Consider the following 22,353-nt stretch of genomic DNA (forward strand, 5'->3'; position numbering starts at 1 on the left):
GTCGGCGACCGCAGACGCCCAATGCGGTCAGCGACCCCAGGACGCCCAGTGCGGTCGGCGACCGCGGTCAGCGAATGGTCGTGCCGTCGGGTCGGTCGAACAGGCCGAGTTCGTCCTTCGTCGGCAGGCCTTCCCAGTCACCCCGGGTGGCCACGGCGAAGGCCGCGGTGGTGACGGCTCGGTGCAGGCGGGCCTCGAGGTCCGCGCCTTCGAGGAGTGCCGACAGGTATCCGGCCACGAAGGCGTCGCCCGCGCCGACGAGATCCACGGCGTGGACCTGCCGTGCCGCGCGGTCGGCCGTCCCGTCGGCGGTGAGGCTGGTCGCTCCGCGCGCACCGCGCTTGATGACCACCTCGGTGACGCCTTCGGCCAGGAGACCGCGCACGATCTCGGACTCGGTCGCGTCCGGCCGCTCCTGCGCCAGCGGCAACTCGTCCTCGGAGGCGACCAGCAGGTCGGTGTGGGCCAGCAACGGCCGCAGCGCCGTGCGAGCGCACTCCGCGGTCCACAGCCGAGATCGGTGGTTGACGTCGAGGCATACGGTGATCCCGGATTCGTGAGCTGCCGTGACGGCGGCCAGTGCGGCTTCGGCCGCCGACGGGCCGAGCGCCGGTGTGATGCCGGTCAGATGCAGCACGCGCGTTCCGGGAGTCAGTGCGGGCAGCACGTCGGACGGTGACACGGCCGAGCCCGCGCTGCCCGAGCGGTAGTAACTGACGCGGGTGAGCGTGCCCACGCGGGGCTCGGTCAGCAACAGTCCCGTGGGCCGTCCCGTGTCGTCGGTGACGGCGTGACCGGTGTCGATGTTCTCGGCGCGGAGCGTGCGCAGCACCAGCGCGCCGAGTTCGTCCGCACCGACCCGGCCGACCCAGCGCACCCGGTGTCCGAGCCGGGCCAGGCCGATGGCGACGTTCGATTCGGCGCCCGCTACGGAGAGGCGGAGGTTTCCGCCGAGCCGCAGAGCACTGTCGGCGCGCATCGCCGCCATGGTCTCGCCGAAGGTGACGACGTCGGGGGCCGCCGGTGGCGCCGATGTCGTCACGGTGCCTCCTCCGCTGCTGTCGCCGCGCGGAACACAGCGACGCGGGCGCGGAGTTCGCCGAGGTCGCCGCCGTCGGCCGCGTCCCCGACGAGTGGTGAGCCCACGCCGACGGCTGTCGCGCCCAGTGCCAGATACGCGCGGGCCGCCGCCGCGTCCACGCCGCCGACCGGCACGAATGGCACCTCGGGGAACGGGTCGCGCAGTGCTCGCAGGTAGCCGGGGCCGCCGAGGGAGCCGGGGAAGAGTTTCACCGCACAGGCACCGCGGGCCAGGGCACCTTCGATCTCACTGGGTGTCAGGGCGCCCATGAGTACCGGTACGTCGGGACCGTCACCGGACTGGAGTCCGTCGACGAGAGCCGGGGTGACGAGAAACGACGCGCCGGCGTCCACGGCGCGGGCGGCGTCGGCTGCCGTACGCACGGTTCCGGCACCCACCAGCGCCTTCGGACCGAGCTCGGCGCGTGCCTGCGCGATCACCGACGTGGCGTCCTTGGTCGTCAGCGAGACCTCTACGGCCTCGATGCCCTCCTCGGCGAGGGCCAGTACGGTGCGCAGGGCAGCGGTGGGGTCGGTACCCCGGATGATCGCGAGCAGCCGGTGCGCACGGAGCGATTCCACGAGGTTCATGGGACGGGGACTCTCCTGGGGCGGGGTTTCGGGCAGCCTTGACGACCGGTCGTCCCGGTGCGGGATCACCATTCGGTGAACGAGCCGTCGGCGCGCCGCCAGACGGGGTTGCGCCAGCGGTGGCCGGTCTCGGCGGCGTGGCGTACGGCCTTCTCGTCGATCTCCACGCCCAGTCCCGGACGGGAGGCGGCGACGGCGTGACCGTTCTCGAACTGGAAGGGCGTGGGGTCCATCACGTAGTCCAGCAGGTCGCGCTGCTGGTTGTAGTGGATGCCCAGGCTCTGCTCCTGGATGAGGAAGTTCGGTACGGCGAAGGCGATCTGCAGGCTGGCGGCGAGGGCGATCGGGCCGAGGGGGCAGTGTGGTGCCAGGGCGACGTCGTACGTCTCGGCCATGGCCGCGATGCGGCGGACCTCGGAGATGCCGCCCGCGTGCGACAGGTCGGGCTGGGCGACGGCGATGCCACTGCTCAGTACGTCGCGGAAGTCCCAGCGGGAGTAGAGGCGTTCGCCGACCGCGAGCGGCACGCTGGTGGACTCCACCAGGCTGCGCAGATGGCCCGAGTGTTCCGGCAGGACGGGTTCTTCCACGAACAACGGGTGCAGCGGTTCGAGCAGGGGCAGCAGGCGGCGCGACATGGCGGTGGAGACCCGGCCGTGGAAGTCCACGGCCACGTCCCGCTCGTCCCCGAGGACCTCGCGGACGGCGGCGACGCGGTCGACGACCTCCTTCGTGCGTGCCGGGGTGTCGAGCGGGCCGAGTTCGGCGGCGCCGTTCATCTTCACCGCGGTGAAGCCGGCCTCCACCTGCTGGCCGGCCTGCTCCGCCACGTCGGACGGGCGGTCTCCGCCGATCCAGGCGTACATCCGTACCCGGTCGCGCACCGGGCCGCCGAGGAGTTGGTGCACCGGGACGCCGTAGGTCTTGCCGGCGATGTCCCACAGCGCCTGGTCGATGCCGGCGACGGCGCTGGACAGGATCGGGCCGCCCCGGTAGAAGCCGCCCTTGGTCAGCACCTGCCAGTGGTCCTCGATACGCAGCGGGTCCTGGCCCAGCAGGTAGTCGGACAGTTCGTGGACGGCCGCGCGTACGGTCTCGGCGCGGCCCTCGATCACCGGTTCTCCCCAGCCGGTGATCCCCTCGTCGGTTTCGACGCGCAGGAACAGCCAGCGCGGAGCCACCAGGAACGTCTCAAGTCCGGTGATTTTCACTGGGTTTCCTCCGGCGCGGAGTCGGCTGCGTCGTCACCGGCCTCGTCCTGCGACTGCACGGCCACCAGATCCTGGGAGGCCTGGGCGAGCAGTGACTCGACGGCGGCCACGGCGGCGTCCGGATCGCCCGCCTCGACGGCTCTCAGCAGGTCCTGGTGCACGGGCACGGAGTCGGAGAAGTGCTGGGCGCCGTGCACGATGCGGTCGCGGATGCCGAGGCCTGCCTCGATGACGACCTCCATCCGGCTCAGCAGCTCGTTGTGCGCGGCGTCCAGGAGGGCGCGGTGGAAGGCCAGGTCGGCGTCCACCATCGCCTCCGTGTCCGCCCCGGCCGCCGCCATCGCGTCGAGTGCCTGCCGCATCGCGGTCAGGTCGGACTCGGTGCGGCGGGTCGCGGCGAGCCGGGCGCCGGCGGGCTCGACGATGGCACGGACCTCGGCGAGGTCCTCGAGGAATCCCTCGGTCGGAGCACTGCTGCCCTGCCAACGCAGCAGGTCGCTGTCGAGCAGGTTCCAGTGGACTCGGAGGCGGATCGTCGTGCCGCGCTTCTGCCGTGACTCGATCAGTCCCTTGGAGGCCAGCACACGGAGCGCCTCCCGTACGACGGTCTTGCTGACGCCCAGTTCGGCTTCGAGTTTCTCGGGGTACAGCACGGAGCCGGGCGGGTAGTCACCGCGGATGATGCGTCGGCCTATCTCCTCGACGGCCTGGCCGTGCAGTCCCCTGCCTGGTTGGGTCACCACGTTCTCCGTTTCCGCTCGGATCCTGACCGCGGGTGTCGCGCACATCTCACCGCGTCGTGCGTGCTGTTCACGATGATTCCTTCATGACGCTCCATCCTCCGTCGACCACGAGGCTGGCGCCGGTGACGTAGGAGGCGTCCGCCGATGCCAGGAAGGCGACGGCCGCCGCCACCTCCTCCGGCTGCCCGAACCTCTTGGCCGCCGTGGCCGCCACGCTGCGCGCCCGGTCGGCCTCCGGGATGCCGTCCCAGGCGGCGGTGATGATCGGACCGGGGAGCACGGTGTTGACCCTGATGTACGGACCGTACTCGACCGCCAGCTGCCGCCCCAGCGCGCACAGCGCTCCCTTCGCCGCGGCGTATGCGGCATGGCCGGGCAGGCCCATGATCGCGTGCACCGAGGAGGTGAGGACGACGGATCCGGACGCCTCGCGCAGCGGCGCCGCGAACGTCTTCACCGCCCGCCAGGCGGGCTTCAGCAGTACGGCCATCTGGCCGTCCCACTCGGCCTCGCTCAGTTCGTGGGCGGGCTTGTTCACCTGGGCGAAGGCGTTGCTGTGCAGGACGTCCAGCCGACCGTGACGTTCGTCGACGTGACGTCGCAGACGCTCCCAGTCGGAGGCGGAGGTCACGTCGCAGCGTAGGTACTCCGCCTGCCCTCCGGCTTCCTCGATGCCCGCGGCGACGGCTTCCCCCGCCTCGTCGTCCACGTCCGTGACCACGACCGCGGCGCCCTCCTCCGCGAGCCTGCGGGCCGTGGCCGCACCGATCCCGTGCGCGGCGCCGGTGATCACCACCACGCGCCCCGCCATCCTGCGGCAATCCGTCATCGCACGCTCTCCCCTTCGAAGTCCGACCCACGATAACTCTTTCAATTAATAATGCATATATCTTGACGGACCTGTGATCGCGCTTCAAGACTGACCGGCATGCAACAGCCTGATGAGGTAGCAACCGACGCCCGGCAGCGCCTGCGCCCGGCCGGGATCGCCTTCGGCGGCGACTACAACCCCGAACAGTGGCCCGAGGAGGTGTGGGCCGAGGACGTCGCTCTGATGAAGGAGGCGGGAGTCTCCCTCGTGACGGCCGGCATCTTCTCCTGGGCCAAGGTCGAACCGCGCCCCGGCGAGTTCGACTTCGCCTGGTCCGACCGGGTCATGGACAACCTCGCCGGAGCGGGTGTGGCCGTGTGCCTGGCGACCATGACGGCGTCCCCGCCGCCCTGGCTGTCCCGGCTGCACCCCGAGATCCTGCCGGAGACCGCCGACGGCCGCCGCATGTGGCCGGGCGGACGGCAGCACTACTGCCCCTCCAGCGGCGTCTACCGCCGCTACGCCACACGTCTCGTCGAGCAGCTGGCCACCCGGTACGCGGACCACCCCGCTCTGGAGATGTGGCACATCGGCAACGAGTACGGCTGCCACACCCCGATGTGCTGGTGCGACGGGTCGGCGGCCGACTTCCGACGCTGGCTGTCCGACCGGTACGGCGACATCGGGGCACTCAACGACGCCTGGTCGACCGCGTTCTGGTCACAGGGGTACGACAGCTTCGACGAAGTCCTCCCCCCGCGCCTCGCGCCGACCTTTCCCAACCCCGGACAGCAACTCGACTTCGCCCGGTTCTCCGACGACGCGCTCCTTCAGTGCTACCTGGCGGAGAAGGAGGTGCTGCGCCGGATCACCCCGGACGTTCCCGTGACGACGAACTTCATCGGCGTGCACAAGCCCGTCGACGCCTTCCGCTGGGCCGCCGAGCAGGACGTCGTGTCGGTCGACGTCTACCAGGACCCGCACGACCACGACACCCACATCGCGGCGGGCTTCATCTTCGACGTCACCCGCTCCGCCCGGGGCGGCCGGCCGTGGATGCTGATGGAACAGGCCCCCAGTGCCGTCAACTGGCGTGACCGCAACGGGCCCAAGCCGCCGGGACGGATGCGGCTGTGGAGCTGGCAGGCCATCGCCCAGGGCGCGGACGCGGTGCTGTACTTCCAGTGGCGTCAGTCCAGGGGCGGCGCCGAGAAGTACCACTCGGCGATGCTCCCGCACGGCGGCACCGAGACCCGCACCTTCCGCGAGGTGCGGGAGCTGGGCCGTGAACTCGCCTCGGTGCCACAGATCGCCGGAGCCCGGTCCACCGCCGAGGTCGCCCTCGTGCTGGACTGGAACAGCTGGTGGGCACTGGAGCTGGACTCGCACCCGTCCACCGCCCTGGACCAGATGAACATCGCGCTCGCCCACTACCGGCCCCTGTTCGAGGCCGGCATCACCTGCGACGTCGTACCCCCCGACCGTGACCTGTCCGGCTACCGCCTCGTGGTCGTGCCCAACCTCTACCTGATCCGGGAACGGGACGCCGAACGCCTCACCGACTTCGTACGGGGTGGCGGCCATCTGCTGGTGTCGTTCTTCTCCGGCGTCGTCGACGAATGCGACCGCGTCCATCCGGGCGGATACCCCGCGCCGCTGCGCGAGGTCCTGGGCCTGCACGTGGAGGAGTTCTGGCCGCCGGCCGAGCGGGAGACGGTGAACGTGCGACACCGCGACGGCACGGTCAGCGGCGCCGACCTGTGGTCGGAGGTCGTCGTGCCCGAAAGCGCGGAGACGGTCGCCGTGTTCGACTCGGGGGCACTGACCGGACAGCCGGCCGTCACCCGCCACGCCTTCGGCGAGGGCAGCGCCTGGTACGTCGCGACCCGCCTCGCGCCACGGGCCATGCGGAACCTGATGGACGAGGTCCGCGACACGGCAGGCGTCGGACCCGTGGTGACCGGGCTTCCCGAACAGGTCCAGGCGACCGTCCGCGAGGGCGACGGCGGGCGGTTCGTCTTCCTTCTGAACCACGGCCGGGAACAGGTCGAGGTCGGCCTGCCCGAGCCCATGAGCGACCTCCTCACCCAGGGAACGGCGCCCTCGGACCGCATCAGGCTGCCGGGCGCCGGAGTAGCCGTGCTGAGCACGCCGTGGACAAGGCACACAAAGGGACAACGATGAACACCTCAACACCATCGCGCAGGGCCGTCCTGCGGTGGGGGACGGGGGCGGCCACGGCGCTCGCCGCCGGCTCCGCCCTCACCGCATGCGGCCAGAGCGTCGGAGCCGCCCGCACGACCAGGCAGGACCCCACCCGCCCCGGCCGGAAGGTGTCGTTGACCTTCTGGACCTGGGTGCCGATGCAGAAGACCGTCGACCTGTGGAACCGGACGCACCCCGACATCCACGTCGAGATGCAGACCATCCCCGCGAGCACCCAGGGCGGCTACCAGAAGATGTACTCCGCCCTGACGGCCGGCAACCCGCCGGACCTGGCACAGGTCGAGTACCAGGAGCTTCCCGCCTTCATGCTCGTCAACGGCCTCACCGATCTGAGCCGTTACGGGGCCGACAAGCTGCGCGACAGTTATGTGCCGTGGCAGTGGAACCAGGGCGTCTTCGGCGGGCGGGTCCACACCATCCCCCAGGCGTCCGGCCCGATGGGACTCTTCCACCGCCGGGACCTCCTCGCGAAGTGGGACATCGAAACACCCGCCACCTGGGCCGACTTCGAGCGTGCCGCCCGGGTGGTCAAGGCCCGCGGCAACGGCGCCAGGCTCTCCGCGTTCAACCCCAACTCGCCCGCCTGGTTCGCCGCGATGTGCTGGCAGCGCGGGTCTCACTGGGTACGCACCGAGGGCGACACCTGGGTCGTCGGCATGAACGACGACCTTTCCCGCGAGGTCGCCGAATACTGGCAGAGGATGGTCCGCGACGACCTCGTCTTCGTCGAACCCGACATGTCCAGCGCCTGGTACCGGCAGGTTCAGACCGGGCAGGTCGCCACCTGGATCGGACCGCAGTGGGGCGACGCCCTGCTGCGCGGCAACGCGCCCGGCACCAAGGGAAGGTGGCGCGTCGCACCGCTCCCCCAGTGGAAGGCGGGACAGAACGCCTCCGCCAACTGGGGTGGAGCATCCACCGCCGTCCTCCAGGGCAGCCGCCACCCGCGTGAGGCGCTGCGGTTCGCGCACTGGATCAACAGCGACCCGCGGGCCGTCGACCTCAACATCGCCGTCGGCTACGGATGGCCCGCCGCCACCGGCGTCTTCCGCGGATCGGCCCTCGACAAGCCCGACCCGTTCTTCGGCGGACAGCGCTACAACGACGTCTTCACCGCCTCCGACCGGGCCATCGACACCTCGTGGAAGTGGTCGCCCACCACGGACGCCGACTTCGCCCACCTCGGTGACGCCTTCGGCGCCTCCATAGCCGGGCAGGGCACCCTCGCCTCGGCTCTTGCAGACGCGCAGAAACGCGCCGTGGACGATCTGCTGGCCAAGGGACTGAAGGCGAGGAGCCAGTCATGAACGGCACGCCCTCTCCCAGGAGCGGTCAGCGACGGACCCCGCGCCCGGACCGCGCCGCCTGGGGATTCCTCCTCCCCTTCGTGGCCCTCTTCCTGTTCGTCTTCGTCCTTCCGCTCGGCTACGCGCTCTACGAGAGCCTGCTGAAGCCGATCCGCTCCGGGCCGCTGGGCCTCGGCCCGGCCACCGTCGGCTTCGCCGGGCTCGACAACTACACCCTCGCGCTCCAGCAGTCGGACTTCCTCGACGGCTTCGGGCGGGTACTGCTCTTCGGCATCGTGCAGGTCCCCGTGATGCTGCTGCTTGCCACCGCGCTGGCGCTGGTTCTCGACACCCTCTCCCAGCGCTGGGCCGGCATCCTGCGAGCCGCCTACTTCCTGCCGTACGGCGTCCCCGGCGTCATCGCCTCGATCCTGTGGGGCTTCCTCTACGTCCCGGGCGTCAGCCCGCTGGTCGACCTGCTCGGCAGGGTGGGTCTCGCACCCGACTTCCTCGGCTACCACAACGTGCTGTGGTCCATCGCCAACATCGTGATCTGGGAGTTCACCGGCTACAACATGCTGGTGATCGTCGCCCAGCTGAAGTCGATCCCGCAGGAGCTCTACGAGGCCGCGCGCATCGACGGCGCGAGCGCCTGGCAGACGGCGGTCAGGATCAAGCTGCCGCTGGCCCGGCCCGCCCTGGTGCTCACCGGCGTCTTCTCCATCATCGGCACCCTGCAACTGTTCGCCGAACCGCTGGTCATCAAGCCGCTGACCTCGACGGTGACCAGTTCGTACACACCCAACCTGGCCGCCTACAACGAGGCGTTCGCCAACAACAACATCTACCTCGCCGCAGCCGAGTCGGTGATCCTCGCCCTCGTCGCGAGCGTGCTGTCCTTCGGCTTCCTCAGCCTGGTGAACCGCAGGGAAAGGGGTGCACGGTGAGCGTGTCCACACCGCAGACGACGAAGTCGGTGGACATCTCCACCGACGCCTCACGGGCCACCGCGGCGGGCCGGGAGCACCGGCCGCGCCGAGGGATGAAGCCATCGCGGATCCTGATGGTCGCCCTGCTCACGGTCGCGGCCCTCTACTTCCTGCTGCCCGTCTACTGGCTGGTGGTGGCCTCCACCAAGAACAGCGCGGATCTCTTCGGCAGTTTCGGGCTGTGGTTCTCCGACCCGCAGTGGCTGCACAACCTGTCGCAGGTCTTCTCCTACGGCGACGGCGTCTTCTGGAACTGGACCTGGAACAGCTTCCTGTACGCCGGGGTCGGCGGCGCGCTGGCGACCCTGCTCGCGTGTGCGGCCGGGTACGCCCTCGCCGTGTACGGCTTCCGGGGGCGGGAGTCGGTCTTCAAGGTCGTGCTCGCCGGGGTGCTGCTGCCCAGCACCGCCCTCGCACTCCCCCTCTACCTGCTGTTCAGCAAGGTGGGCCTGGCCAACACGTACGGGGCCGTGCTGATCCCCGGCATGGTGAGCCCGTTCGGGGTGTACCTGTGCCGCATCTACGCCGAGGCGGCGGTACCCGTGGAGATGCTGGAGGCGGCCCGGGTCGACGGCGCCGGCGAGTGGCGGATCTTCCACACCCTCGTCCTGCGCACGATGGCACCCGCGCTGGTGACCGTGTTCCTGTTCCAGTTCGTGGGCATCTGGAACAACTACTTCCTGCCGCTGGTCATGCTCTCCGACGACCACAAGTACCCCCTGACGCTGGGTCTCACCACGTGGCAGTCGCAGGCGGAACGGCACCCCGAGCTCTACCAGCTCACGGTGGGCGGCGCGTTCCTGTCGATCCTCCCGCTGGCCGCCGCGATGCTCGTTCTCCAGCGCTACTGGCGTTCCGGCCTGACCCAGGGCAGCGTCAAGGGCTGAGCCGCTCGCCTCCCGGAGGTCCGGCGAACGTCCCCGGACCTCCGGACTTCGTGGGAGGAGGCCGTCGTAGCCCCCTGCTTCGCGCCGGCCACGACGAGTGGGTGTGGCCGCTCACACGGCTCGTTCCATGCAGACCAGCTGATCCCGGTCGTCCCATGAGTCGGTGACCGTGAATCCGAGCCGCTCGTACAGCGCTGTCGCGGCTGACCGCCACTTCCACACCGACAACCGCACCGACCCGGCTCCGCTCTCGGCAGCGTGCGAGAGCGCGCAGCCGACGAGGCCGGACGCGACGCCTCGGCCGCGGAAGGCCGGATCCGTCCAGAGTCGCTTCAGCTCGCACCGTCCGTCGGCGGCGGTGGTCACCACGAGGCACCCCACCGCGGTGTTCCCGCTCAACGCGAGCAGCACGACGTCGTCGGCGAACGCGGCCCGCGGATCCGAGATCTCCGCCCGGTAGCGGTCCGGCAACTCGTCCACTCCGGCGACGGCCTCGCCCTTCTCGGCCTGCGTCCGCAGATGGTAGGCGGCCAGCAGCTCGGCCGGCCCGTCCTGAGCCGACCGAGTCTGCCCCGGCCAGCGGACGACGGCGACCTCGCGGTGATCAGTCATGGCGTCAGCATCACACGACGCCTGCCGGAACCCGAACGCGAGGCGTACAGCGCTGCCGCCCCCGACGGGCGACGGGGCGGCAGCGCGGGACAAGCCGACTACACCGGCCTCGGGTTGACCGCCTCGCGGAACGCCTCGTGGACGAGCTTGGGCCGCTTGTCCGCGAAGGTCAGCATGCCCATGACCGAGATGCCGTTGTAGGCCTGGTTGTACCCGGCCCGTTGCTTGTAGTCCTTCAGCACCCAGTAGGTGTATCCGGCGACGAAGTCGCTTCGTTCGGCCACCTGCGCCCAGTGGGCGGTGAACGAGGCCGCCTGCCACTCCTCGGTGCCCTGGGTGGTACTCGGGCCGTGGTTGCCGGCCTCCGACCAGGTGCCGTTCTCGGTGATCAGGATCGGCTTGTCGGGGTACTTCGCGTGCACCGCGTCCAGGGTCGGGCCGAGATCGGCGTCCTTGCCGTAGAAGTAGCCGAAGTACTCGTTGAACCCGATCACGTCGGCGAGGTCGAAGGCGGGGTCGTTGCTGGTGGAGGAGGCCCAGGTCACGGGGCGGGCGGTGAGGTCGACCGCCTTCACGGCCGCCTTGAGATCGGCGAGCCAGGCGCGGTAGGCCGGGGCGCCGGCGGCGTCGATCTCCGACTCGTTCTGCAGGCCCCAGAGGATCACCGAGGGGTGGTTGTGCTGGTTCCACGCCATGGTCAGCGCCAGGGCCCGGGCGAGGCCGTAACGCTCGGTCTGCAGCTTTTCCTGGGCCGTGTTGAGCCACATGGTGTCGATGTCGTCCATCACCATCACGCCGTGCGCGTCCGCCCAGTCGTAGACGTACGGGTGCCGGTTGTAAACGCAGTTGCGGATGAAGTTCGCGCCCAGTGCCGGTATGTGGCCGAGTTCCCGGTCGTACTCGGTGGGGGTCATCGCCCTGCCGTGCGCCGCGGTCTCCTCGTGCCAGCTCATCCCCTTGAGGAACAGGGGCCTGCCGTTCAACCGCAACCGCGCCCGCTCGACGGACAGTTCGCGCACGCCGTAGACGGTGGACAGCGTGTCCACCCGTGGGCCGTGCTGGGTGGAGGCGGTGAGTGTGGCGCGGGCGGTGAGCGTGTGCGGGGAAGCCGGGCTCCAGCGGGGTGCACCGGGCACCGGCACCGAGGCGCGTACGACGCCGACCGACCGGGCCGCGATGCGCACCGCGACGACGGCGGGCCGGCCGCCGCTCCCGCGGCCGGTGTCCAGTGTCAGGCAGCCGTCGAAGTCGGAGGAGCCGTGGTTCTCGACCACGGCCCGGACCTCCGCCCGCCCGTTCGCTCCGGCGACGAGCAGTTTAGCGATGGTGACCCGCGGAACGGCCTCGATCCAGGCGGACCGGGTCAGACCCGCGTAGGGCCAGTAGTCGACCGGCTTGTACGGGATCTCGTGGTCGTCGGTGACCGGCTGCGGAGTCGTCGCCGCGTAGTCGGTGTAGCTCGCCCTGCGGAAGACCCGCACGGCGATCGTCTGCCGCTCCCCCGGCCGGAGCGCCCCTGCCACGGGAAGCGCGAAGGGGCTGTTGGCACCCTCGTGCTTGCCGAGATACGCGCCGTCGAGCCAGACCTCCGCGCTGTAACCGGCGGCCAGGAAGGCCATCCGGACGTGGCGGCCACGCCAGGACTCGGGTGTGTCGACGGTCGTGCGGTACCAGGCATAGCCGTCGGCGAACGCCGTGCCCTTGCCGAAGGCGGCGGTCTGTGAGGCGAATCCGGGAGTGTCCAGCAGATCCCAGGCCGCCGGGACGTCGATGTGGCCCCATGCCGCGTCGTCGTGGCGGGGGGACTGCCAGCCTTCGCCGATGCCGCGGTTGCCGGGGTCGAAGCGGAAGCGCCACCGCTTGTCGAGCGAGAGGTAGGAGCGGGTGGGCTCATGGGTGCGCCAACCGTCGAAGGCGGGGAGCACCGCACCGTACTGGAAGACGACGTCGGTGCCGCCCACCTCACGGACATGCGTCCCGGACGGCTCGGTGGCCGCGTGCGTGTCGAGCACCGGCCCGTCCGGCGGGGCCGTTTCCGTGGCGTCCGCGGCCCATGCCCGGTCCGGCCAGGCCGGCAGGGTGACGACGGCGGCGGTGCCGAGCGCGGCGACGATGGCGCGTCGGGACGGTCGGGTGCGATCGGTCATGACAGGACACTCCCTCGGGTCGCCGCCCGCGCGGCGGGCTGGGTTCGCCCGTGAGCCTGTTACAGCTCCACGGCCACCGTCAAGGATTATTCATAAATAATGAATTGATGTAGCGTGCTGTCCGGCCGGCCGCCACAACCCACCGCACACGAACGACGGGTGACTTCATGACCGCTCAGGAACAGGCCACTAGGGGCGAGACCACCGGTCGGCTCGCCATCACGCTGTGGGACTTCAGCTGGTACACCCAGGCGGGCCCCGGGGAACCCTTCGCCGACCTCGACCGCGCCTTCGCCGAGACGGTGGAACGCGGCTTCAACACCGTGCGGATCTGCGCGATGCCCTTCCTGCTGTTCTCCGGTCTGGTCCAGGACCCGGACTCGCTCCACGTCCGCGGCCTGGGCGAGGACTTCGGGCAGCGCACCCGCTGGTACAACGTGCGCGGCGGCTACAAGCTGGACGGCAGCCGACGGCTTGTCGAGCTGTTCGAGGCCGCCGCCCGGTACGACTGCCGCGTCATCGTGTCCTCCTGGGAGTACCAGCAGTCCCCCAGCTTCGCCGACACCGACGCCTGGCACCGCGCCCTGGCCGCGGTCCCCGCACCGGACCGGGCCGAGGCGATGGCCGAAGCGCTCGCCGGGCTGCTGGACTTCCTCACCGAGCGCGGGCTGGCCGACCGCGTCGCCTACGTCGAGGTGCACAACGAGGTCGACAACTGCTCCCTGGTGCCCAGCGACGGAGGCAGCCACTACGGCAGGCTGCGCGCCCCCCTCGGCCGCGCCGTCGACCTGCTGCGGTCACGCCACCCGCGCGTCCCCGTCACGTACTCGCTGGGCGAGCCCTGGCCACGGGAGTTGGACGACCTGCCGGAGCAGGCACAGATCGCCCACTTCCATTTCTACGTCTACGGCGTGCTCGGCGCGCTGTACGAGGCGGTGGGCCTGGGGCACGGCACCGAACCGGCGCCCGCGACAGCCGCGTGGCCCACGCCCGAACTGGCCCGCATGCTGCGCACCGACGCGCCCCCGTTCTCCGACTACCAGCCCGACGAGCCCTGGCGACTGCAAGCCACCGGGATCCCGCGCGAACTGTTCTACGCGCACGACTGGGTCGATCCCGACCGCTGGGACCTGTGGCTGTACGAGAACTACCAGTCGCACCGCGAGGCCATGCGCGAGACCCTGGCCGAGTGGGTCGACTCCGTCGCGGACTTCGCCCGCCGCCGCCAAGTCCCCGCCGTGCTCGGCGAATCCGTGGTGGGTTACACGCCGCTCCTCACCCGCTTCGAGGAGGACGCCGTCGGCAAGGACATCGCGGAGTTCGTCGTCGACCGGTGCCTCGACGCGGGCTACCAGGGAGTCGTCCTGACCTCCAACGCGGCCCCGCATCACCCGATGTGGCACACCGACGCGGTATGGATGCGCCGGGTCAACGCACGCGTCACCGCGGGCTGAACGACGCTGTGCCGCACCCGGTGGACGGCCCGTCCGTGGGCCGTCCACCGGGTGCCGGCGTCATCCGGCCACCACACCGCAGCACGCGCGTGGGCGTCAACGCGGCGCGCTGGTCAGTCGACACCGCCCGGCCGGCAGGCGATACGAGGCGACGCCGTCCGCATGACCGAGGTACCGCACACCGTCCGTCCGGGCCGGCGGTGCCCGACCCTCACGGACCGAGTCCACCGAGGCGGCCGGAAGATGCGGGGTCGCCCGACTGTTCGCGGGCACGGCCGCGTCGTAGGCCGGCGTCCTCGCTCCGTCCTGGAGCCTCCACTCGCTCCCGATCTCGCCGCAGGGCGACTCGTGCGAGCCCGGGACCCGTGTGGCTGGCCCCCACCCTGGTGCCCCGCCGGGCCTCCGCTCCCCCTGCCGGCCGGCCGCTGTGAACCGGACCGGCCGGGTCGTTCAACCGAACGGTTGAACGCGGCTTCCATCTCCCGCAGACCTGGTCTGTCCGTACGGACGACGCGAAGGCGACACCCGGCGCAGCACAATGACCAGCGCCCCCCATCGTGCCGGGCCCTGTACGCCACCCCCCATGAAAGAGGTCTCCTCGGCATGTCCACCTTCCCCAGCAGGCGACGCGTCCTGACCGCCGGCGCCGGTGCGGCCCTCGGCGTCGGTGCCCTCGGTGCCTCAGCGGTCCCCGCCTCGGCCTCTCCCACCGCGTCGCGGTCCTCGGCCGGGTCCGAGGAGACCCGGTCGCTCGACGAGCTGTACCGGGCCGCCCTCGCGGAGGGCGGAAAGCTCGTCGTCTACGCGGGCGGCGACACGCCGACCCAGCAGGACGGCACCAAGGCGGGCTTCAAGGCCCGCTTTCCCGACATCGACCTGACGCTGATCGTCGACTACAGCAAGTACCACGACGTCCGCGTCGACAACCAGTTCGCCACCGACACCCTCGTCCCCGACGTCGTACAACTGCAGACCCTGCAGGACTTCGTCCGCTGGAACCAGCAGGGCAGGCTGCTGCACTACAAGCCGGCCGGGTTCTCCCACGTCTACGACGCGTTCAAGGACCCGCGGGGCGCGTGGGTGGCCACCGGAGCGATCGCCTTCAGCTTCCTGTACGGCACGGCGGCCGTTGGCTCGGACGCACCCCACGACCCGCGCGACCTCGTCGACCCGAAGTGGAAGGGCAGGATCGCCTCGTCCTACCCGCACGACGACGACGCGGTCCTCTACCTCTACACGCTGTACGCCCGGAAGTACGGCTGGGAGTGGGTGGCCAGACTCGCCGCCCAGGACGTGCGGTTCGCCCGAGGCAGCAACTCCCCGGGCGACGCCGTCTTCGCCGGGCAGAAGGCGATCGGCATCGGCACCGCGGGCTCGGCGATTCCCTCCTCGTCCTCCCCCGCGAAGTTCGTCATCGCCGACGGGCACCCGTTCATGGGCTGGGGCCAGCGCACGGCCATCCTCAAGCAGGCCAGAAACTCCACGGCCGCCAAGCTGTTCCTCAATTGGCAGCTGTCCACCGAGCGGCAGAAGAACTCCTTCAACGGCTGGTCGGTGCGCACCGACGTCACTCCCCCGGCCGGCCTGAAGCAGCTCTGGGAGTACCCCGACGCCCACGTGGACGGCTTCCCCCGCTTCATGGCCGACCGCGCCGAGGTGGAGCGCTGGAAGCAGACCTTCGCCCTCTACTTCGGCGAGGTCAAGGGCGACCCCACACCCGGCTGGCCCGGACTGCATCCGGGCGCCTGACTCCCGCCCCGGCCGCCGGCCGCCCCGCCCCACCGGGCCGACCGGCGGCCCCGCTCCTCACTGCGCGCCTACAGGCGATGGATAGACTCGGCCCCCCTGTCCCAATGGATCATTCGTCCAGGGGGTTCGCCTTGTCCCACCACAGGCCCGCTGACGCTCCCCCGTCGAGCCATCGCCTCCGGCTCATCACGCACCACCTGCCCCACCTCGTGTTCTTCCTCGTGGTCGGTGCCGCGCTGGTTCGCCTCGCCCGCCTGAACATCCCGCTGTGCTGGGACATCGTCATGGCCAGTGGGCTGCTCGCCGTGACGTATGCGGCAGGTCTCGCCCTGTGGAGCAGACTGGGCCGGCTCGCCCGGCATGCGTGGGTCACGGTTCTCCTCCTGCAGTGGGCGATCCTCGTCCTCCTCACCCCGCCGTCACTGACCGGCTCCTACGTCTGGTGTGCCGTGCCGCTGGCCTGTGCGGCTCTGCGTGCGCTCGCCCCCAGGGCCGCCGGTGTCGCCGTGCTCGTCATCACCCTCCTTCTGGTCGGCCAACTGACCAGAAGCGCTGGGGGATTCGACCCGGAGATGGTGCTCATCCCCGTGGCGGCCGTCTGGGGCACCGTCGCTTTGTACCGGACCCAGCAACAAAGCCTCGTGGAACGCGGGCGGCTGGTCGAGGAGTTGCGCGGCACCCGCGACGTGCTGGCGGAGGAGCGACACCGGACCGGTGTGCTGGAGGAACGCGCGCGTATCGCCAGGGACCTGCATGACACGCTCGCCCAGGAACTGTCCGGAAGTCTGATGCTGTTGCAGGCGGCCGAGCACGACTGGGCCGAGCGGCCCGACAGGGCGCGTTCCCGGGTGCGCGCGGTGACCGAGGGCCTCGAGGCGGGGCTCGCCGAAACCCGTCGGATCATCCGGGACCTCACCCCGGTCACGGTCGCCGAAGCCGGGCTGGAGGATTCACTGCGGCTGCTGTGCGCCCGTGCGCAACTGGAGGGAGCCGCGGCTCAGGTGCGGTTCCGCTCCATCGGAACGCCTCGCCCCGACGTCGACAAGGCAGCCGAGACCAGCCTGTTCCGCGTCGCGCAGGGCATGTTGGCGAACGTCCGCGAACACGCGCAGGCCACCAGCCTGCTGGTGACGCTGCATCATCACCCGGGCCACGTCGAGCTGGACGTGTGCGACGACGGCGTCGGCTTCGACCTCGCGCGCGTCGGCGGGGCGTCCCGGCCCGACCGGGGGTTCGGTCTCCCCGCCGCCCGGGCGCGGATGCGCGAGGGTGGCGGCGATCTTGATGTCGACAGTCTGCCCGGCCGGGGCACGCGAGTCCGGGCCACCCTTCCCGCCGGCCGCCGATCCGGCGCGGTCGTGCCCGTGGCGTCGGCGGTGCCCCGATGACGACGTCCTCTCCCCTGCGCCTGCTGGTCGCCGACGACCACGCGGTCGTCCGGGCCGGGCTGCGGGCGCTGCTGGAGAGCGCCGCGAACCTCGACGTGATCGCGGAGGCGAACAGCGGCGAGGAGGCCGTGCGCCTCGCCGTCGAGCTGACACCCGACGTCGTGCTGATGGATCTGCGGTTCGCGGGCGGCGACCGTGGCATCGACGGGGTGGAAGCCGTACGCAGGCTGGTTTCCCAAGCCCCTCAGGTGCCGGTGGTGATGCTGACCAGCTATTCGGGACGCGCCGACGTCGTGCGGGCGCTGGAGGCCGGCGCCCGCGGTTACGTGCTCAAGGCGGGGCCTCCCGAGGAGCTCTTCCGAGCCGTGCTCAGCGCGGCCGAGGGCGGCATCGGGCTCGCCCCGGAGCTGGTCGGCCACCTGATCGGGCAAGTCGTCAGCCCGACACCGGAGTTGACCCTCCGTGAAGCACAGGTCGTCCGGTTGACTGCCGACGGTCACAGCAACCGCTCCATCGCGCAGTCCCTGCACCTGAGCGAGGCGACGGTCAAGACCCACCTGGTGCGCATCTACCGCAAGCTCGGCGTGGACAACCGGGCAGCGGCGGTGTCCGAGGCGGTCCGTCACGGCCTGCTGGATCTCACCTGACGAAGCGCTCCGGGCGGACCTCGCCGGGCCCCCGACCACGGCTGTTCCGCCGCACAGCCGGTCCGCGTGCCGCCCCGCCCCGGCGTCCGCGGCCCGGGGGGCACGGCCTCGCACGGCTCACCAGGTCCGCCGAACCCGGCCGAGACCGCCGGAATCACCGCCCGCCGCCTCGCCCGCAGGCCATGATCGATACGTTGGTGCCAGAGGCGATCGGAAAGGCGGCGAGGCCGTGAGCGAAGGAGCGGACATCACGACGGCCAAGGAGGCCGCGGATCACCAGCTGATTCTGACCTTCGGCCGGTTGCAGGGGGCCGCCAACCGGCTGGAGTACATCCTCGGGCGAGCTCTCGAGCGGGAGTGCGGGATCAACCACCTCACGTTCGAGGTCCTGCTGATCCTCGGGCGGGCCGGCGATCCGGGACTGCCGATGCGTGCCATCGCCCAGGAACAGGTCCTGACGACCGGCGGTGCGACGCGCCTGGTGGACCGGATGGAGGCGGCCGGCCTGGTCGAGCGCACCGAGGCACCAGACGACCGGCGTGGGCGGCTGGTACGGCTCACTCCGCTCGGGACGGAGACCACGGTTCGCGCCTCCGGCGTCCACGTGGAGAACATCAAGCGCTACTTCCTGGACCCGCTGCCCGCCGGGGACCGGGAGCGGTTCGCGGAAGACCTGCGCATCCTCAGTCAGTCGGCGCGGGACCTCCTGCCACGTCTGCCGTGACCACGTCCGTACGCCGTGTGCGGGGCAGCACGGAGGACGACACGGGCGTGGTGCACGGTGCAGGACTGGAGATATACCTGACTAGTCAGATAGTCTGGGGGGACAGCTGGTCGTCGGTCGCCCATCGCCGCCGTCGCCCTCGCCGCCTTCGCTGCCACCGACGGCGGACGCGTCACCGGCCCGGCTCCCGGTCCCGCCGTGGTCGACGAGGCGGACGGCCTTCCCGTCGGCCACCCACCGCGAACCTCCGCCGACTGTGCCCACCCCCCTCAAGGAGCACGCAATGAGCACCCTCTCCTTCAAGGTCCTCGACCTCGACTTCCCCGCAGGCACCAGGAACAAGACCGCCACGCTCGTCACCGGCGAGAGTGAAGCCCTGTTGGTCGACGCCGCCTTCACCCGCGCCGACGGCCACCGCCTGACCGCCGAGATCCTCGACTCCGGCAAGCGGCTCACCACCGTCTTCGTCAGCCATGCCGACCCCGACTTCTACTTCGGCGCCGAAGTCATTGCCGACGCGTTCCCCGATGCCCGCTTCGTCGCCACGCCGATCGTCATCGACCACATCAAGCACTCCTACGAGGGCAAGCTCAAGGCGTGGGCATCCCTGGGTCCGAACCTGCCCACCCGCCTCGTCGACATCGAGCCGCTGGCCGGGGACCTCACCCTGGAGGGCCACCGCTTCGAGCTCAGGGGCGGCCCGGCCGGCCTGCCCGACCGTCACTACCTGTGGCTGGCGGACCAGCGGGCGATCCTCGGCGGCGTGCTGCTGTTCCAGCAGGAGCACGTCTGGGTGGCCGACACCGCCACCCCGGGCGACCGCGCGGCCTGGATCGACCTGCTGGACGAGATGGCCGCTCTCGACCCCCTGCTGGTCGTGCCCGGCCACCGCCTGCCCGGCGCGCCGGCCGACGCCACCGCCATCGGCAACACCCGCGCGTACCTGGTCGCCTTCGAGGAGGAGCTGGCCAAGGCCGCGGACGGTGCCGCGCTCACCGACGCGCTCGTCAAGCGCTACCCCGACAACGGCATGCTGATCGCCGCCCAGATCGGCGCCAAGGTCGCCAAGGGCGAAATGAAGTGGGGCTGACCGCCATGTCACACGACAGCACCGAGTTCGCCACGTCCACGGCCCCCGCCGACGTCGTACGCCGCCAGTACCTCGCCTCCGCGGCCGGTGATCTGGAGGCCCTGCGCGCCACCCTCGCCCCCGACGTGGAGTGGACGGAGATGGCCGGCTTCCCGCTCGCCGGCACCTACCGCACACCCGACGGGGTCACCGCCAACGTGATGGAGAAGCTCGGCCAGGACTGGGAGGGCTGGACCGCCCACGACGACACCTACGTCGTCGACGGCGAGAACGTCGTCGTCCTCGCCCGCTACACCGCCGTCAACACCGCCACCGGCAAACCGATCGATGTCCGCGTCGCCCACCACTTCGTCGTACGCGGCGGACTCATCGTCCGCTTCGAGCAGTTCGTCGACACCGCACTCGTGCGCGACGCCATGACCGGCTGACCATGCCCTGCCGGAACCCGCGGACACCTCGCGGGAGTCGGGTGCCGCCGAGACGAGAACAGCCCGGCGGCACAGGGGCGGAGTGACCGATCGCTCCTGTGGTGGAGGCCGCTCCGTCCTTCGGCCCTCAGCGCTTGGGAGGAGCGGTACTGGCGCGGACCGTCAGGGTGGTCGCGATCTCCAGCCCGACCTGGGGTGCCGCCTCACCACGGCCGAGGGTGAGCGCCAGCTCGGTGGCCGCCGCCGCCATCTCGGTCAGGGGCTGGTGAACAGTGGTCAGGGGTGGGTCCACCCAGGCCACCACCGGCAGGTCGTCGAAACCGACCACGCTCAGGTCGTCGGGAACGCGCAGGCCCGCCTCGCGCGCCGCCTGGTAGACGCCGAGCGCCTGCAGGTCGTTGGCGGCGAAGATCGCTGTCGGGGGTTCGGGCAGGGCCAGCAGGGAGCGCCCCGCCACGCAGCCGTCCTCACGGGTGAGTTGCGCGTGTACGACCAGCTCCGGGTCGACCGGCAGGCGGGCGGCCTGCATCGCGGAGCGGTAGCCGTCCAGCCGGGCGCAGCAGCAGAGCTGGTCCTCGGGTCCGCTGATCATGGCGATGCGGCGGTGCCCGAGCTGGGTGAGGTGGCGGGTCGCCGCCCGGCCGCCGGACCAGTTCGTGGCGCCCACGAACGGGACGTCGTCCGGCAGCTCCGTGATGGGGTCGACGACGACGAACGGAATCCCCTTCGCCGTCAGCTGCTCCCGCTCCGTCTCGGACAGCTGGGCCACCGACAGCACGCAGTTGGGGCGCCGGGAGACGGTGTCCTCCCAGGTCGGGGTGGCGTCGTGCAGACCGAACCGGGACACCATGAGGCCGGCGCGGTGTCGGCGGGCCACCTGCTCCACGCCGCGGATGATCTCCACCGCCCACATGTCCTTGAGCTCACGGAACACGAGCTCCACGACATTGCTCCGGCCTGCTCCGGCGGGCTTGCGGTAGCGGTACCTGTTGACCAGTTCCTCGACCCGGGCGCGCGTGTCCGCGGACACCCCCGCCTTACCGTTGATCACCTTGGACACGGTCGGGACCGACACGCCCGCCGACTCGGCGATGTACGCGATGGTGACCGGCCTCGAGGTGTCACCCTGCCCGTTCGTGTGGGCCGCCGGTCCGTCAGCTGCGTGGTCCGCCACGATTGCCTTCCCGATCTTCGAACCGGCCGCCCACCGGCATCGGGGGTGAAAGCTGGTTGTACGGCGTCGCGTCGATGTGCCCGGCCATTCTCGCATCACTTGCCGACAGACCTGTGACTTCGCGCGGTCGGGCTTCAGGCCGCGAGCAGGCCCCGGCCGAGCCGGTCGGCGGAGTCGCGGGCGCCGGGCAGGGCGAAGAAGTAGCCGCCACCGGTCGGGGAGACGTAGTCGACGAGCGGCTCGTCGATCAGGCGGGTCCGGGTGGCCTCGAACTGGCGCCGTACGTCCTGCTGGTAGCAGCAGAAGACCAGGCCCGGACACACACGGACGCGGCACCCGAAGGTTTCGGCGCACCGGGACACAAAGGGCGGATTTCCGGACGAGCCGCCTCTTTGGGGATCCCGCCTCCGGCCCGGCCGAGGCATGCCCGATGATGGGCAGGCCATGACCACGCTCAGCACCTCAGGTACGCCGACGCGCCACGCCCCGCTGCCCGTTCTGCGGGCGGCCGTGTTCGCGCTCGTCGGGACGGTGCTGGGGGTAAGCGCTCACCATGTCGTCACCGAGGCGCCGATGCCGTGGCGGCACAGCGCCGCGGCAGCTTCGGTGCTGTTCGCCGTGGGGTTGGTGGGCACGAGGCGCCGGCGTTCACTCGCGGCGGTCGTAGCGGCGTGCGGTGCCGCGCAGTTGGCCTTGCACCTGTGGCTGGCGACCACGCACGCACACGGCTCAGCACCCGCGGACACGGCCGAGGCCATGCCCGCGCACGTACACGCCATGGACACCCGTCCGGCATGGCACGGACGACTGCACGACTCACTGACGATGACGGCCGTCCACGTGGCCGCGGCTGTGCTCGTCGCCGTGCTGCTGCACCGCGCGGACACCGTGTGCTGGTCACTGGCGCGCGGCCTGACGACCGCCGTCGACGCCGTGCGCGCGCGGATCGCCACGGCCTGGGCGCTGCTCGCCCGGCGCGCCGCACCGGCGGAACCGGAGCTGCCGGCGCTCGTCCGCGCCCGGCTTGACCGACCGCCCTTCAAGGAGGCGGTCCTCACAGACGTAGTGGTTCGGCGGGGTCCTCCCCGGGCGCGGTTCTCTCACGCCATCTGACCT

At 71.0% G+C, this 22,353-nt stretch carries 20 protein-coding genes and 2 pseudogenes; 12 read left to right on the top strand and 10 right to left on the bottom strand.

Going from position 1 to position 22,353, the window contains the following annotated elements:
* Nucleotides 1–67: 67 nt before the first annotated feature.
* From OG985_RS06870 to OG985_RS06890, 5 genes are all read right to left on the bottom strand, one after another.
* Nucleotides 68–988, bottom strand: a complete 921-nt coding sequence (locus OG985_RS06870; RefSeq protein WP_371674284.1) for a sugar kinase — start codon at nt 986–988, stop codon at nt 68–70.
* 50 nt (nt 989–1,038) lie between these two features.
* Entirely contained in the window at nt 1,039–1,671 is a 633-nt protein-coding gene (locus OG985_RS06875; protein ID WP_371667323.1) for a bifunctional 4-hydroxy-2-oxoglutarate aldolase/2-dehydro-3-deoxy-phosphogluconate aldolase, read from the bottom strand.
* A gap of 65 nt (nt 1,672–1,736) precedes the next feature.
* Nucleotides 1,737–2,882, bottom strand: a complete 1,146-nt coding sequence (gene dgoD, locus OG985_RS06880; RefSeq protein ID WP_371667324.1) for a galactonate dehydratase — start codon at nt 2,880–2,882, stop codon at nt 1,737–1,739.
* On the bottom strand, nt 2,879–3,622 hold the full coding sequence (locus OG985_RS06885; protein ID WP_371667325.1) for a FadR/GntR family transcriptional regulator: 744 nt from the start codon (nt 3,620–3,622) through the stop codon (nt 2,879–2,881). Before OG985_RS06885 ends, dgoD begins: the two co-directional genes overlap by 4 nt.
* Before the next feature lie 70 nt (nt 3,623–3,692).
* Nucleotides 3,693–4,454, bottom strand: a complete 762-nt coding sequence (locus OG985_RS06890) for an SDR family NAD(P)-dependent oxidoreductase (RefSeq protein WP_371667326.1) — start codon at nt 4,452–4,454, stop codon at nt 3,693–3,695.
* A 99-nt stretch (nt 4,455–4,553) separates the two neighbouring features.
* Between OG985_RS06890 and OG985_RS06895 the strand changes: the two genes are divergently transcribed.
* From OG985_RS06895 to OG985_RS06910, 4 genes are all read left to right on the top strand, one after another.
* Complete coding sequence (locus OG985_RS06895; RefSeq protein ID WP_371667328.1) at nt 4,554–6,620, top strand: beta-galactosidase; 2,067 nt, start codon at nt 4,554–4,556, stop codon at nt 6,618–6,620.
* On the top strand, nt 6,617–7,969 hold the full coding sequence (locus OG985_RS06900; RefSeq protein WP_371667329.1) for an ABC transporter substrate-binding protein: 1,353 nt from the start codon (nt 6,617–6,619) through the stop codon (nt 7,967–7,969). Before OG985_RS06895 ends, OG985_RS06900 begins: the two co-directional genes overlap by 4 nt.
* Complete coding sequence (locus OG985_RS06905; protein ID WP_371667330.1) at nt 7,966–8,895, top strand: carbohydrate ABC transporter permease; 930 nt, start codon at nt 7,966–7,968, stop codon at nt 8,893–8,895. The genes OG985_RS06900 and OG985_RS06905 overlap by 4 nt, the downstream gene beginning before the upstream one ends.
* Nucleotides 8,896–8,990: 95 nt before the next feature.
* The gene (locus tag OG985_RS06910) at nt 8,991–9,824 is read left to right on the top strand and encodes a carbohydrate ABC transporter permease (protein WP_371674285.1); all 834 of its coding nucleotides are present in this window, start codon (nt 8,991–8,993) and stop codon (nt 9,822–9,824) included.
* Nucleotides 9,825–9,935: 111 nt separating this feature from the next.
* Here OG985_RS06910 and OG985_RS06915 read toward each other — a convergent pair whose 3' ends face one another.
* Together OG985_RS06915 and OG985_RS06920 are read right to left on the bottom strand one after the other, a co-directional pair.
* Entirely contained in the window at nt 9,936–10,436 is a 501-nt protein-coding gene (locus OG985_RS06915) for a GNAT family N-acetyltransferase (protein ID WP_371667331.1), read from the bottom strand.
* A gap of 98 nt (nt 10,437–10,534) precedes the next feature.
* Nucleotides 10,535–12,583: a glycoside hydrolase family 2 protein gene (locus OG985_RS06920; RefSeq protein WP_371667332.1), complete on the bottom strand. Its 2,049-nt coding sequence runs from the start codon at nt 12,581–12,583 to the stop codon at nt 10,535–10,537.
* Between the two features lie 167 nt (nt 12,584–12,750).
* Between OG985_RS06920 and OG985_RS06925 the strand changes: the two genes are divergently transcribed.
* Nucleotides 12,751–14,037 (top strand): cellulase-like family protein, encoded by a 1,287-nt coding sequence (locus OG985_RS06925; RefSeq protein ID WP_371667333.1) that lies wholly within the window; start codon nt 12,751–12,753, stop codon nt 14,035–14,037.
* Nucleotides 14,038–14,133: 96 nt separating this feature from the next.
* On the opposite strand, the pseudogene OG985_RS06930 reads toward OG985_RS06925, so the two are convergent.
* Nucleotides 14,134–14,394 (bottom strand): annotated as a pseudogene (locus OG985_RS06930) (alpha-L-rhamnosidase C-terminal domain-containing protein); the annotation flags it as partial.
* A gap of 246 nt (nt 14,395–14,640) precedes the next feature.
* Between OG985_RS06930 and OG985_RS06935 the strand changes: the two are divergent.
* The 6 genes from OG985_RS06935 to OG985_RS06960 all read left to right on the top strand — a co-directional run bounded on the left by OG985_RS06935 (nt 14,641) and on the right by OG985_RS06960 (nt 20,063).
* Nucleotides 14,641–15,786: an ABC transporter substrate-binding protein gene (locus tag OG985_RS06935; RefSeq protein WP_371667334.1), complete on the top strand. Its 1,146-nt coding sequence runs from the start codon at nt 14,641–14,643 to the stop codon at nt 15,784–15,786.
* Nucleotides 15,787–15,917: 131 nt separating this feature from the next.
* On the top strand, nt 15,918–17,174 hold the full coding sequence (locus OG985_RS06940; protein ID WP_371667335.1) for a sensor histidine kinase: 1,257 nt from the start codon (nt 15,918–15,920) through the stop codon (nt 17,172–17,174).
* The gene (locus OG985_RS06945) at nt 17,171–17,821 is read left to right on the top strand and encodes a response regulator (protein ID WP_371667336.1); all 651 of its coding nucleotides are present in this window, start codon (nt 17,171–17,173) and stop codon (nt 17,819–17,821) included. The genes OG985_RS06940 and OG985_RS06945 overlap by 4 nt, the downstream gene beginning before the upstream one ends.
* Before the next feature lie 229 nt (nt 17,822–18,050).
* Nucleotides 18,051–18,545 (top strand): MarR family winged helix-turn-helix transcriptional regulator, encoded by a 495-nt coding sequence (locus OG985_RS06950; protein WP_371667337.1) that lies wholly within the window; start codon nt 18,051–18,053, stop codon nt 18,543–18,545.
* 283 nt (nt 18,546–18,828) lie between these two features.
* Nucleotides 18,829–19,635, top strand: a complete 807-nt coding sequence (locus OG985_RS06955; protein ID WP_371667338.1) for an MBL fold metallo-hydrolase — start codon at nt 18,829–18,831, stop codon at nt 19,633–19,635.
* 5 nt (nt 19,636–19,640) lie between these two features.
* Nucleotides 19,641–20,063, top strand: coding sequence for a nuclear transport factor 2 family protein (locus tag OG985_RS06960; RefSeq protein ID WP_371667339.1), 423 nt, complete (start codon nt 19,641–19,643; stop codon nt 20,061–20,063).
* Nucleotides 20,064–20,190: 127 nt separating this feature from the next.
* On the opposite strand, the gene OG985_RS06965 is transcribed toward OG985_RS06960, so the two are convergent.
* A complete protein-coding gene (locus OG985_RS06965) occupies nt 20,191–21,237 on the bottom strand; it encodes a LacI family DNA-binding transcriptional regulator (protein WP_371667340.1) in 1,047 nt (348 codons plus the stop codon).
* A gap of 134 nt (nt 21,238–21,371) precedes the next feature.
* Nucleotides 21,372–21,551 (bottom strand): annotated as a pseudogene (locus tag OG985_RS06970) (deferrochelatase/peroxidase EfeB); the annotation flags it as partial.
* A gap of 130 nt (nt 21,552–21,681) precedes the next feature.
* Between OG985_RS06970 and OG985_RS06975 the strand changes: the two are divergent.
* Nucleotides 21,682–22,350 carry a hypothetical protein gene (locus OG985_RS06975; RefSeq protein ID WP_371667341.1) on the top strand — a complete coding sequence of 223 codons (669 nt, stop codon included), beginning with the start codon at nt 21,682–21,684 and terminating at the stop codon, nt 22,348–22,350.
* Nucleotides 22,351–22,353: the final 3 nt, after the last annotated feature.

It is taken from the genome of Streptomyces sp. NBC_00289 (assembly GCF_041435115.1).
Taxonomy (GTDB): domain Bacteria; phylum Actinomycetota; class Actinomycetes; order Streptomycetales; family Streptomycetaceae; genus Streptomyces.